Source organism: Streptomyces sp. NPDC040432, assembly GCF_055595445.1.
In genome coordinates this window covers 24811-36945 of the sequence record NZ_JBVIVP010000021.1, presented here as the reverse complement: position 1 = coordinate 36945, position 12135 = coordinate 24811, and the positions used below count along the sequence as shown (strand labels likewise).

General features: G+C 70.7%; 13 protein-coding genes. 2 read left to right on the top strand and 11 right to left on the bottom strand.

Features of this window, described 5'->3' with window-relative positions:
* Window positions 1-8: 8 nt before the first annotated feature.
* Window positions 9-773 (top strand): metallophosphoesterase, encoded by a 765-nt coding sequence (locus tag ACZ58N_RS30675; RefSeq protein WP_471166400.1) that lies wholly within the window; start codon window positions 9-11, stop codon window positions 771-773.
* Here the strand turns inward: ACZ58N_RS30675 and ACZ58N_RS30670 are convergent.
* The 7 genes from ACZ58N_RS30670 to ACZ58N_RS30640 all read right to left on the bottom strand — a co-directional run bounded on the left by ACZ58N_RS30670 (window position 746) and on the right by ACZ58N_RS30640 (window position 5591).
* Window positions 746-1081, bottom strand: a complete 336-nt coding sequence (locus ACZ58N_RS30670) for a DUF2087 domain-containing protein (protein WP_471166397.1) — start codon at window positions 1079-1081, stop codon at window positions 746-748. The genes ACZ58N_RS30675 and ACZ58N_RS30670 overlap by 28 nt on opposite strands.
* A 79-nt stretch (window positions 1082-1160) precedes the next feature.
* On the bottom strand, window positions 1161-1811 hold the full coding sequence (locus ACZ58N_RS30665; RefSeq protein WP_471166395.1) for a hypothetical protein: 651 nt from the start codon (window positions 1809-1811) through the stop codon (window positions 1161-1163).
* Window positions 1808-2242 (bottom strand): DUF6114 domain-containing protein, encoded by a 435-nt coding sequence (locus ACZ58N_RS30660; protein ID WP_471166392.1) that lies wholly within the window; start codon window positions 2240-2242, stop codon window positions 1808-1810. The genes ACZ58N_RS30665 and ACZ58N_RS30660 overlap by 4 nt, the downstream gene beginning before the upstream one ends.
* Window positions 2233-2790, bottom strand: a complete 558-nt coding sequence (locus ACZ58N_RS30655; RefSeq protein WP_389702491.1) for a DUF6230 family protein — start codon at window positions 2788-2790, stop codon at window positions 2233-2235. Before ACZ58N_RS30655 ends, ACZ58N_RS30660 begins: the two co-directional genes overlap by 10 nt.
* A 215-nt stretch (window positions 2791-3005) precedes the next feature.
* Window positions 3006-3788 (bottom strand): MerR family transcriptional regulator, encoded by a 783-nt coding sequence (locus ACZ58N_RS30650; protein ID WP_471166390.1) that lies wholly within the window; start codon window positions 3786-3788, stop codon window positions 3006-3008.
* A gap of 28 nt (window positions 3789-3816) precedes the next feature.
* A complete protein-coding gene (locus ACZ58N_RS30645; RefSeq protein ID WP_471166388.1) occupies window positions 3817-5022 on the bottom strand; it encodes a methyltransferase in 1206 nt (401 codons plus the stop codon).
* 218 nt (window positions 5023-5240) lie between these two features.
* Window positions 5241-5591: a tetratricopeptide repeat protein gene (locus tag ACZ58N_RS30640; RefSeq protein ID WP_281207038.1), complete on the bottom strand. Its 351-nt coding sequence runs from the start codon at window positions 5589-5591 to the stop codon at window positions 5241-5243.
* A gap of 116 nt (window positions 5592-5707) precedes the next feature.
* On the opposite strand from ACZ58N_RS30640, the gene ACZ58N_RS30635 reads away from it, so the two are divergent.
* Window positions 5708-6673, top strand: a complete 966-nt coding sequence (locus tag ACZ58N_RS30635) for a pirin family protein (protein WP_471166385.1) — start codon at window positions 5708-5710, stop codon at window positions 6671-6673.
* A 661-nt stretch (window positions 6674-7334) separates the two neighbouring features.
* Here the strand turns inward: ACZ58N_RS30635 and ACZ58N_RS30630 are convergent.
* The 4 genes from ACZ58N_RS30630 to ACZ58N_RS30615 all read right to left on the bottom strand — a co-directional run bounded on the left by ACZ58N_RS30630 (window position 7335) and on the right by ACZ58N_RS30615 (window position 11659).
* The gene (locus tag ACZ58N_RS30630) at window positions 7335-7892 is read right to left on the bottom strand and encodes a hypothetical protein (protein ID WP_471166382.1); all 558 of its coding nucleotides are present in this window, start codon (window positions 7890-7892) and stop codon (window positions 7335-7337) included.
* A 93-nt stretch (window positions 7893-7985) separates the two neighbouring features.
* Entirely contained in the window at window positions 7986-10559 is a 2574-nt protein-coding gene (locus ACZ58N_RS30625) for a sensor histidine kinase (protein ID WP_471166379.1), read from the bottom strand.
* A 2-nt stretch (window positions 10560-10561) separates the two neighbouring features.
* Window positions 10562-10651: a K(+)-transporting ATPase subunit F gene (gene kdpF, locus ACZ58N_RS30620; RefSeq protein ID WP_391345116.1), complete on the bottom strand. Its 90-nt coding sequence runs from the start codon at window positions 10649-10651 to the stop codon at window positions 10562-10564.
* Between the two features lie 222 nt (window positions 10652-10873).
* The gene (locus ACZ58N_RS30615) at window positions 10874-11659 is read right to left on the bottom strand and encodes a GNAT family N-acetyltransferase (protein ID WP_471166377.1); all 786 of its coding nucleotides are present in this window, start codon (window positions 11657-11659) and stop codon (window positions 10874-10876) included.
* Between the last annotated feature and the right edge of the window lie 476 nt (window positions 11660-12135).

Here is a 12135-nt window from a genome sequence, read left to right as displayed (position 1 = left end):
CACCTCCCGTGATCGTGATCGCCCACCTCGGCGACGTCCACCTCGACGGCGGTCGGCGGGCCGCCGAACGCACCCGCGCCGTCATGGAGTACCTGGACGCCCTGCCGCACGACCTCGACGCGGTGCTGGTGAGCGGGGACATAGCCGACACGGGCAAGCCCGCCGAGTACGAGGAGGCCCGCGAGCTGCTCGCCTCCCGGCACCCGACGGTCGTCTGTCCCGGCAACCACGACGAACGCCTCGCCTACCGCCGGATCATGCTGGGGGAGGAGGAGCCGTCCGAGCTGCCGGTCGATCAGGTGCTGCGCGGTGACGGGTTCGTCCTGGCCGTGTGCGACTCCTCGGTACCCGGCGAGGACCACGGGTTCCTGACGGAACGGACCCTGACCTGGCTGGACGGCGTCCTGGCGGACACCCCGCAGGAGGTGCCGGTCCTGGTCGCGTTCCACCATCCGCCGGTGCCGCTGCACATGCCGTACGTCGACGCGATCAGGCAGTTCGGCGAGGAACGCCTCGCGGAGTTGGCCGGTCGGCACCCGCACCTGCGTGCCTTCCTGTGCGGGCACGCGCACACCGCGGCCGCGACGACCTTCGCGGGCCTGCCGCTGCTGGTGGCGCCCGGAGTGGTGTCCACCCTCCGGCTCCCGTGGGAGCCCGCGACGGGTCCCGATCACCACGTCCACCTCGACGAGCCGCCCGCCGTCGCCTTCCACGTGCTGGGCGACGACGGGCGGCTGACGACCCACTACCGGGTGGTCACCGCCCGCCGGTAGCTGCTGCCGTCCCGGGTCCGGGTGAGGCGTCCCGAGGTGATGAGGTACCGCCGGAGCGCGGAGCAGTCCTCGTGCACGGTGCGCAGCGCCGCGTTGACCTCGGGCTCGGTGTAGTCGCGGTCCCGCGCGAACAGGGTCTCGGCGAGGTGGGTGAGCAACTGCTCGCGCCTGGCCGCCTTGCGCGGGATCGCGAGCAGCCGCCCGCCGGAGAAGAGGTCCTCCACGCCGCGACCCTGCCGGACGGCGGGGGCTGACGTGGCGAGGGAGGCGGTCTCGGGGGAATCGTCATGCTCAGTGCTCTGTGACATGTCAGCGAGCTTTGCCCGTTCCCCTCTCCGGAGCAACGCGATTTCCTCCGGGGAGGGGCCGGGTACCGAAGTGATCCGCTCAGGGGCCGACGGTGATCTGCTGGGCCGGGTTCGTGGTGTCGGAGACCTTGTAGACGGCGTTGAAGGTGGAGGTGGTCGCGCTCGTCGGGCAGCCGAAGCCGCCCGTGACCGTGACCGGAACGGTGGCGTTGACGAAGGTCAGGCTGGGCGGCGCACCGTTCGTCCAGGTGCCGTTGACGGCGGCCGGGGCCGTGGGCGCGGTGGTCACGACGCAGTTGGCCAAGCCGGTCGTGGTGACGACGAGCCCGCCGACCGGAACGTTCATCGTCGCGGTGATCGGGGAACCGTGCTGCATCGACACCGACCAGGCGCCACTGGTGGTGACCGTCGGGGTCACGCCCCAGACGTTGGCGGTACAGGAGCTGTAGGTCGGCGGGCTGATGGGCGAGGAGACCGGCCCGGCCGGGTTCTGGTTGCCGGGAGCGGCCGGCACCGTCCCGGTGGACGCGGAGACCGTGCAGGTCACCGTGACCGAACCGGCCTTGAGGGTGGCCTTCCCGCTGAGGGTGGCCTGGAAGGCGTGCCCGGCCGGGGTGACGGTGGTCGACCCGGCCAGCGGTAACGGACTGGCGGTGGCGGTGGCCGAGGCCACCGTCAGGGCGGCCGCGGCCGCCATCCCGAGGGCGAGCGCGGTGCGCGTACGGCTCATGTCTGAGCTCCTTGGGGATCGTGGTGCGGGGTGGGAGCGGGGGGCGTGTCCGTCGCCCCGGGGGCGGCGGAGCCCCCGGGGCGACGGTTCGCGGACGGCTGCCAGGCGAACATCAGGCCGCCGCCGATGATGCCGAGAAGGGTGCCGATCAGGAACCCGCCGAGGTTCGACAGGACCAGCGCGGCGGTGGCGATGAGCGTGGTGAGCACCCCGGCGAGGGAGCGTTGCCGGGGGGAGAACCAGGCGGTGAGACCGAGGACGATCATGACGATCCCCATCAGGACGGACGGAATGCCCGCCACCCCCTGCTGGAGCATGATCTTCAGCGGTGCCAGCGGCAGGACGCAGATCCACGCTCCGGCCAGGACGGCGAAGAGCCCGCCCCAGAACGGCCTGCCGCGCCGCCACCGCCGCCAGCGGCTCAGAAGCATTCCTTCTTGCCCTTGCTGACGCTCATGTTCAGCCCGGACAGCTTGAACGTTCCTGCATTGGTCGCCCAGGCCGTCTGCTGGAGACCGGTGATGCTCACCGTGTCCGCCTGCTGGGCGAACAGGTCCTGCATGCCCTGCGCCTCCGCGGGGCCCTTGTCCAGGGTGGAGGCGTCGCGGCCGATCTCGATGTTCGTGAAGACCGCGTCACCCGAGAGCTGCGTCGCGTCGACGAACAGGTTGGTCGCCTCGACCGGCTTCTTCTGCCCGGCCGTCAGGTTGAGCGAGATGTCGCCGATCATCGGAAGGGTCGTGACCACCGACTGGCACAGGCTGTTCAACTTCGCTTCCCTGATGGCGGTGACCGCCACCGGGATCAGTTCCTGACGGGCATTGACATCGACGCTGCCGTACTGCGCGAAGCCCTCGCCCTCCAGACTCTTCGCCGACACCTTGAACTGCTGCCCCGACACCGCGAAGGACGCGGCGAGCGCCCCTTGCGCGAGGGCGATCCCGAGTCCCGCCGTCACGGCCACGGCGGGCACGGTCAGCAGGGCGAACCGGCGCCAACGCACCCGCCCCTCCGTTGCGCCCGCGTCGCTCGTTCCGTCCCCGCCGTCCGTGCCGGGGGGCTCGGATAAGTTCGGTGAATCCGCCATGAGATCGTCCCTTATCTCGGCTGTGCACCTTTGTTACCGACGAGTTGAATGTAAGAGTGCCAATGGTGGTTGGCAAGGTTGTGCGAGCGCACCTTTTGAGCCGACTCCTACTGCTCCGTACGCAGCAGTTCGGCGACCTCCGCCTCCACCCGACGAGCCATCGCCCGCGCGAACTCGGCGGCCACGACCTCGCCGGCCACCGGCCGCAACGCGGCCACCGCCTCCCGGACGTGATCCAACTGGGTGGCCGAAAGTGGTTCCAGACCTTCCGCACCGATCACATGCCGCCGGAAAAGTCCGACGAAGCGGTCCGCGAGCGCGTTCGCCTGGATCTGGACGAAGTCCCCCGCGTCCAGGATCTCCCCCAACGGAACCCCCTGCCGCACCAGAGCCAGCGTCGCCTCCAGCAACCGCCGGTTCGGATACGTCACCCGGTCCCCGTCGACCCGTACGTAACCCAACTCGGCGGCCCGCCGCGTGTGTTCGGCGGTCGCCTCCGGGCCGAACAGCTCCCGCAACTCGGCCCGGGTCATCGTCACCGGCTCCTCGTGGACCCAGTCCCGGGTCATCTCCCGCTCGAACCCAAGGAGTTGGGACAGTCCGCCGCCCTCCTCCCAGGCGGTCAGCAGCTCGCCGATACCGTTCACGGTGTACCCGCGCCCCAGGAGGTCGCTGATCAGACGCAGCCGGGTCAGGTGATCGTCGGAGTACCAGGCGATCCGCCCCTCCCGACGGGGCGGCGGCAGCAACCCGCGCTCCTGGTAGTAGCGCAGGTTGCGCACCTTCACACCGGCCGCGCGGGCCACGTCCTCCCGGCGGTAACGCCGCCCCGACACCCCACCCGCGGCCATGCCCTCGACCGTTCCGTCCGTCTGCACCTGGCTGCTCACGCGGCAGAGTGTAGGACGTACCGGCAGGTCACATGGGGCGTGTCCGCTGCTCGTGCTTGATCGCCCGCAGCACCACGAACTTCGGTTCGCTCGCGGCGACTTCGCTGTTCCCGAAAAGTCGGCGCAGATGGGTGTGGTAGCCCATGTGACGGTTGGCCACCACCCACAGTTCACCGCCGGGCCGCAGCACCTTGCGCGACTGCGCGAACATGCGCAGGGCCGTCGCGTCCGTAGTCGCCTGGTGCGAGTGGAAGGGCGGATTGCACAGCACCAGGTCCACGGAACCGGGCGGCAGCATCGAGACCCCGTCACCGACCAGGAACTCCGCCGTGCGCCGACCGGCCGGCACGTTGGCCTCGTACGTGGCCCGCGCGGAGGCGACGGCCTGGTACGACTCGTCCGTGAAGACGACCTCAGCGTCCGGATCGGCGACCGCGACCGCCGTGCCGACGACGCCGTTGCCGCAGCCCAGGTCCACGACCCGGGCCCCGTCCGTGTTCGTCGGGATGCTCTGGAGGAAGAAGCGCGTACCGATGTCCAGCCGGTCCGCGCAGAAGATCCCCGCGTGATTGACGACCTTCAGGCCGGCGCCCGAGCCGCCGTCCTCGTCCACGGTGTACGTGAGCGGCCAGGGACCGGGGGTGGTGGGCCGCGTGGCGCCCGGATTGCCCGGCGTGCAGAAGATCAGGCGCGCCTTCTTCTCCGCGAGGGAGGTCTTCGTCGGGCCGAGGATCTTCTCGAAGAGACGCAGCGTCGAGGTGTGGATCTCCTTGACCATGCCGGCGCCCACGACCACGGTGCCCGCGTGCACGTGCGGAGCGACCCGGTACAACTGGTCCTCCAGCAGTGCCAGGCTCTTCGGCACCCGCACGAGCAGGACGTCGATCCGCTCCGGTGGCGCGTCCTGCGTGGTCAGCAGGGACACCGTCGCCTTGGACGTACCGATCCCGGCCCGGTCCAGGTTCGCCTCGGTGGCGGCCCGGGTCAGTGAGGAATCGGTGATCTGCGTCGGACGGTACGAGGCCAGGGCCGTCGTCAGGGTTCCCCAGCGGTCACCGAGCACGGTGATCTGTCCGGCACCGGCCAGGTCCACGGGGCCCCGCTCGCCGGTACCGCCGTCGAGATGACGCAGCAGGTACTCGTCGGCGGCGTCCCAGGCCTGGAGCCGGTCGCGCGGATCCGCGGGGAAGCGGGTGAGTTCGTAGGAGCCGAAGGGCGTGGTCAGGCGATTCATATGGAACCCAGGCTATCGGAGTCGGCCGCCCGGCCCCGCACACGCCGGGCCGCAGGCGGCGCACGACTCGCGGGGCACGCCCGCCGCCGCGCCCGCCGCCCCCGTATCCCCGGGCCGGAGCGGGTCCGCCGGGACGCGCTCACGTGCGGGGAGACGGCGAGGGAGCCCGGGCGGATGCCCGGCGGCCCGCCGGACACGCCACCCGGGCCCACTCGGGCCTACTCGGGGAAATCGCCCGCCATGGCCGCCGCGATCCGCAGGTGCGGGGCCGCCTCGGCGGCCCGACCCTGACGCTGCAGCGTGCGCCCGAGCAGCAGCTGAGCGTAGTCCTCGACCGGCCAGCGCTCCAGGATCGCGCGCAGCTCGCGCTCCGCGCGCGACAGCTGGGCGGAGTGGTAGTAGGCCCGGGCCAGCAGCAGCCGTGGAGCCAGCTGCTCCGGCGCCTCGTCGGCGACCGTGACCAGGACGCGCGCGGCCGTCGCGTACTCCTTCGCCTCGAAGAACAGCCCGGCGCGCTCCCAGCGCTCCGCCGCGGTGCCGTGCTCGTGGTATGCCGTCGGCGCGTTCATCGCGTCCCTTCCGATCGCTCCCGGTGGGTGTCGGTCCGTCCAACACGCCTTCCTGTCGGAACATTCCAGGCAAAGGACCGACGACTCCGCCCCGGTACGGCACTAAGTTGTCCGACATGAGCAATCTCGATCGCCAGCCAGCTCTCTCCGCCTGCGGCGGCCGCGGTTTCGTCGTGGCCGAACCGGTACGCGAGCTCCTCAGCCCGCGCACCGTCAAACTCGGCGGATCCACCGAGGTCCGCCGCCTCCTGCCGAACCTGGGTCGCCGCATGGTGGGCGCCTGGTGCTTCGTCGACCACTACGGTCCGGACGACATCGCGGACGAGCCCGGCATGCAGGTCGCACCGCACCCCCACTCGGGGTTGCAGACCGTGAGCTGGCTGCACGACGGGGAGGTCCTGCACCGCGACAGCGAAGGCAGCCTCGCGACGATCCGCCCCCGCGAGCTGGGCCTGATGACCTCCGGCCGGGGCATCAGCCACTCGGAGGAGAGCCCCCGCCCGCACGCCCGATTCCTGCACGGCGCCCAACTGTGGGTGGCCCTGCCGGACGCGCACCGCGACGTGGCCCCCCACTTCCAGCACCACCCGGAACTCCCGCAGGTCACCGCCCCCGGCCTGACGGCCACGGTGATCCTGGGCAGCCTGGACGGGGCCACCTCGCCCGGTACGGCGTACACCCCCATCGTCGGCGCCGACCTCACCCTCGCCGGCGGCACCGAGACCCGACTGCCCCTCGACCCGGACTTCGAGTACGCGGTCCTGTCGATGTCCGGCGAGGTCCACGTGGACGGCGTCCCCGTACTCCCGGGCGCCATGCTCTACCTCGGCTGTGGCCGCACCGAACTCCCCCTCCGCGCAGCCTCGGACGCCGGCCTCATGCTGCTGGGCGGCGAACCGTTCGAGGAGGAGATCGTCATGTTCTGGAACTGGATCGGCCGGTCACACGACGATATCGCGCAGGCCCGCGAAGAGTGGATGAACGGGTCCCGCTATGGCGAGGTGAAGGGCTACGACGGCCCTCCGATTCCGGCCCCTGAGCTCCCCCCGACCCACTTGAAACCCAGGGGGCGGGTGCGTTGACCTGCTAGTTCATGGAGGCGAGGGTCGGGCGCGGTGCTCGCGGCCGCCCCTCCGCTTCTGGTCTCGCAGGGCGGGCCGTCCGACGCGATGCGAGAGCGTGGGCGCTGGGGGTTGAGTCTCATCTGTTGCAGGCTGTAACCACGTTTGGTCGGACGAATGCTGACCTTTTGCTGACTTTGCTGACGAGTGGTCAGGTGTGGTCGCCGGTTGCGTTGAGTCCGCTTTGCCGTGAAGGCCGGTGGTGGCCGCTGCTGCGCTGCCAGCACCCAAGGTCGCGACTTCGGTTCCAGCCAGGCGTGCGATTCGTGGATGCAGCGTGTGTGGCGGATCTTGTGCACAGGCGACAACGGCCTCTCCCGCCCAACCCCTTCTGTCAGGCTGCGCCCGGCTTGAAGAGTCCGTACGGGATGTACCGCGGGATCTCCGCCAGGGTCACCCACGCGACCTCGGCGAATTCATCGGCGTCCGCCACATGCGTGGTCCCACCGGCCACCTCGCAGGCCGTGTACCTCCGGCCTTGAAAACGTCGGTGCGGGAGGCGGCGTGAACGCATGGTTCGCCGACGCCCCCGAGTCGGGCGCGGACGGAGCTGCGAGGTAGACGTCGAGCCTGGCCGCATCCGTAGGCGCGCGGGACGGCAGCCGTCCGGGGCATGAGCAGGTCAGTGCAGGCCGGAGAGCTTGAAGACCGTGTGGGCCGTCTCGCGGTCGAGGCGCTCCGCCAGCTGTCGCAGCACCGTCGTGCCGCGCAGCAGGGTGCCGTGCTGGAGCGATGTGCGGGTGTCCGTGTCGAGACGGCTCCACATCGCCGGATTGCGGACCAGGACGTTCGGGTCGATCTCGACCTGGTTCCCGTCCGAGTCCCGGAGAACCATCCGCTGAGCAATCCCGTCGGACCACCGGACCGCCACGAGGGAGTCGGTACGGACGGTGTCCGACACGAGGAGCCCGCGGGCGCTCAGGAGGCCCGGTTCCACGGAGACCCGGCGGGGAAGCAGGATCACGAAGATCAGGCCCGCGAGGCCGGTCCAGATGATGCCGCGGGGCACGTCGAGGCCTCCGAGCCCTGCGTCGACGGCGAACAGGGCTGTGAACAGAAGGAAGGCGATGGCGATCGCCGAGCGCCGTTCACCGGCCCAGTGGATGTCGTGAGTGGTGGGGCCGGATACCGCTTCGGCGACAGGCGCGCCGGTCGCCGCCCCAGTGAAACGTCGGTCCATGAAGGAGACGTTAGGGCTGGTGGAGGCGTTGGGTACGGACCCTGACGCAGTGCTGGCGTGATGGCTACGGGATGTTGACGTGGCGCCGCGCGGTCAGAGCCGTGCCGCGGGGGCGGCCTCGGCGACCGGCAGGGACAGGACCATGGTCAGGCCTCCGCCGGGGGTGTCCTCCGGGGTGAGCGTTCCGTCCATCGCCTCGGTGAGGCCCCGGGCCAGGGCGAGGCCGAGACCGAGGCCGGCCGTGTTGTCGCGGTCGCCGAGTCGCTGAAAGGGTTCGAAGACGCGCTCGCGGTCGTCGTCGGCGATCCCTGGACCGCGGTCGGCGATCCTGACCTCCACCCGCCCTGCAAGCGTGCTTGCCGTCACCAGCACCGGGCGGTCTCCGGGGGCGTGGCGGACGGCGTTGCCGACCAGGTTGGCCAGCACCCGCTCGAGCAGCGGTGGATCTGCCTGCAGTGCCGGCACCGTCTCCAGGTTTTGCACCTCGATGGCGGGCACTCCTGTGGAGGCGAGTTCCAGGGACTCCAGAGCGGCCGGGAGGACCTCTTCGAGACTGGTGGGCCGCAGGTCGAGGGCAAGGGCGCCCGCTTGCAGACGACTGAGATCGAGCAGGTTGTCCACCAGGCGGTTCAGTCGGTGCAGGGACGTCTCGGCGGATTCGAGCAACTCTGCCCGGTCCTCTGCCGAGAAGTCCACGTCCTCGGTGCGCAGTGAGCTGACCGCGGCCAGCGCCCCGGCCAGCGGAGTCCGCAGGTCGTGGCCGACAGCGCGCAGGAGCGCGGTGCGCAGGCGGTCGGCGGCTTTGATGGGCTCGACTTCGGCGGCGGCTTCGGCGAGCCGGGCCCGCTCGACCGCAGCGCCGACGTGCGCGGCGAAGGCGGCCAGTACACGGCGTTCGGAGGAGGGCAGTGTTCGGCCGCGCAGGACGAGGGAGGACTCCGGACCGGCTGCCACGACCAGGGAGGGGTCCGGCGCGCCGACGCGGTCGTGCCCGTGCCGGGCACCCGTACCCGTGCCTGTTGCCTCCTGGACCAGTTCGACGGTCTCCATGCCGAACGTCTCACGCGTACGTTCCAGCAGTGCCGGTATCGTCTGGTCGCCTCGAACGATGCTGCCTGCGAGGGAGGACATCGTCTCTGCTTCGGCGGTTGCCCGAGCCGCTCTGCGGGACAGCCTCAGCGATCTGTCCGCCGCGGCGGCCACGGTGACGGCGACCACGGCGAAGACCGCCAAGGCCAACACGCTGTCCGGGTCGCTCATCGTGAACTCGCCTATGGGCGGCATGAACCAGTGGTTGAGAAGCAGCGCGGCAGTCAGCGCTGCGACCAGCGCTGAGGCCACCCCACCGATGCAGGCCACTCCAACGACGGCCACGAGGAACAGCAGAGCCTCGCTGGTGAGGTTCAGCGTCCCGCGCATCCGGTCGAGGGCGAGGGTGAGCAGGACGGGGAGCATGACGCCGGTCAGGGGTCCGGCGATGCGCCGGGAAGTGGAGAGCGTGCGGCGACGGGACGGCAGCAGCCGTCCGTGGCCCGCCCGCTCGTGAGTGACCATGTGGACGTCGATGTCCTCGGACAGCGCCACGACGGTCTCGCCGATTCCGCGGCCGGTGAGGAATCGTTCCAGCCGGCGTCGTCGGCTGGTACCGAGAACGAGCTGCGTGGCGTTGGCCGCCAGCGCGAAGTCCACCAGGGCGGTCGGTACTTCGTCACCGACGACGGAGTGGTAGCTGCCGCCCAGCTGCTCGACGAGCACCCGCTGGCAGGCCAGCGCCGCCTGCGAGACACCGGCGGCGAGCCCGTCGCTCCGCGCGACGTGCACGGCGAGCAGGTCGCCGCCCGCGGACCGGCCGGCGATACGCGCCGCGCGACGGATCAGGGTCTCGCCCTCGGGCCCACCCGTGAGGGCCACCACGACCCGTTCCCGGGTCTCCCAGACCTCCCCGATGCCATGCTCGGTGCGGTACCTGTGCAGGGCCTCGTCCACCCGCCCGGCCAGCCACAGCAGGGCCAGCTCCCGGAGCGCGATGAGATTCCCGCTCCGGAAGTAGTTCGCCATGGAAGCGTCGATCCGCTCCGGCGGGTAGATGTTGCCGTGGGCCATCCGGCGCCGTAGCCCCTCGGGAGGCAGATCGACCAGCTCGATCTCATCGGCGCGGCGCACGAACTCGTCGGGGACCGTGTCGTGCTGCGGCACTCCGGTGATCTTCTCGACAACGTCGCTGAGCGACTCCAGGTGCTGAATGTTGAGGGTGGTGAAGACGTCGATGCCTGAAGCGAGAATGTCCTCGACGTCCTGCCAGCGCTTGGGGTGCCGACCGCCCCCGGGGACGTTGGTGTGGGCGAGTTCGTCGATCAACACCACCTGCGGGCGTCTGGACAGCAGAGCTTGGAGGTCCAGCTCCCCTTGCCGTGCAGCGCGGTAGGCGCGCGCGGCCAGGGGGAGGGCTTCCATGCCGTCGAGCTTCGCCTCGGTGTGCCGGCGCTGGTGGCACTGGACCAATCCGATCACCACATCAGTACCCCGTGCGACCCGGCGGTGTGCCTCGCCGAGCATCCGGTACGTCTTGCCGACTCCGGGGGCCGCGCCCAGGAAGACCTTGAGCTTCCCCGGGCGTACCTCCGGCTGGGCCTCCTCTGCTGAGCCGACCCGGTGCGTGGTCGTCATGCTCAGAACTTCTCGGGGAAGTACAGCGCCAGGACCAGATACCCGACCAGGCTCACCGCGATGGCGATGCCCACGACATTTTCCGCGCTCACCCGTACCCGACTCCTTCGCATGACCCGACCGCACCAGCGAACATCAAGGAGGACCTGAACAGAACGGCTCTGACGCACTCCTGACGCCTGTCGCCTCGGACCTTGACGGGGTGTTGACGGCCACTCCGCCGAACGGCTGAAGACGGGGGTCGCCGGGGGACCGACCGGCCTCGGTGATCCCTTGGTCCGTCCCGCGTCGGTTCGGGGCCGATCCGGCTCGGCTCACGCCGGGACCGGGGCTGCCTGGACCTGGTGTGCCATGGCTCGCCCGGTGGCGTGGTGGACGTACTCGCGGGTCAGCCGGAAGCCTGCCGTCCAGGCCAGGAGTCGGCTGGGTCGGTTGTCGCGTGAGCAGCACCAGCTCGCGGTGCGCCCTCGGGCCTGGATGTCTGCCGTCAGGCCGGCGACGCCGGCGAGCGCGAGGCTTTCACGGCGGCGATCGGGCACGGTGACGACCGCGATGTCCTCGTAAGCGCTGCCCAGGAAGTAGGTGCAAGCGACGGAAAGAATCCGGCTCCTGCTGAACGCCGCCCAGCCGTGCCCGGAAGCGGCGAGCCGGCCGGGTCCACCCCAACTTGCGTGTATCCAGGCGTGCTCCGGGTGCAGGCCGGCCAGTGCCGGGGCGTCCTCAGGGGTAAGCCGCCGCACGGTGACGCCCCGCGGCGGGCGGGGGAGGGACACCTGCGCCTGCTGGACGTACAGCATGCGCTCCCAGGGGACGACGCGGTCGAAGGCGGATCCGAGCGAGGGCCGGAACCGGGCGGGGGCCTCGATGTACTGACCGGCGAACCTGGCCAGGTCGTCCGGGGTGAGCCTGCTCGGGTCGCCTCGAAGAAGCACGTGGTCCGCGCAGCTGACGGCGAGGACCCTGGGCCGGTTGACGCGGTCCGCCCACCAGCGGCCGGCACCGGTGGCCAGGACGTGCTCGGCGAGAGTCCCGGGTCCGGGGGAGCCAGTGGGGAACCAACGGCTCAGGGCAGGGAGCTGCTGGGGGGAGATCTCGATCATGAAGGGTCTCCAGGCGGTGCACGGGTCAGCGGTCAGGGGGAGAAGTGCGGCCCTGAACGGGTGGCGTCTCCGGCTCCGCGCCGTGGCCTGAGGGACACGGGCTGAGCGGAGGTACGTACCAGTGATGTCCCGGGGCCGTGGGCCCGGGACGGAAGCGGCCGCCCGCGAACCGGGCGGGGGCGGGCGGCCGCGAACGGGACGGTGTGTCAGCGCACCGGAGGGTGAGCGGCGCGCGAAGCCGGGCCCACCGTATGAGGTGGCCGGTCGTCATGGCGCAGGCCGCTGTTCACACGGCTCAGCCAACAGCTTTGCGAGACGGGTCTCAAGCAGGCGGACCAGTATTTGACGCGGCTCTGATACGGGCCGGTGCAGCACCCTCGGCAGCCCCGGGCCCTGACGTGAAACTCGTGCCGTCAGAACGGCGTCAAGGTAGTGCCCGCAGCCGTACGGACGTCGTCAACGTCTGCCGAACCCTT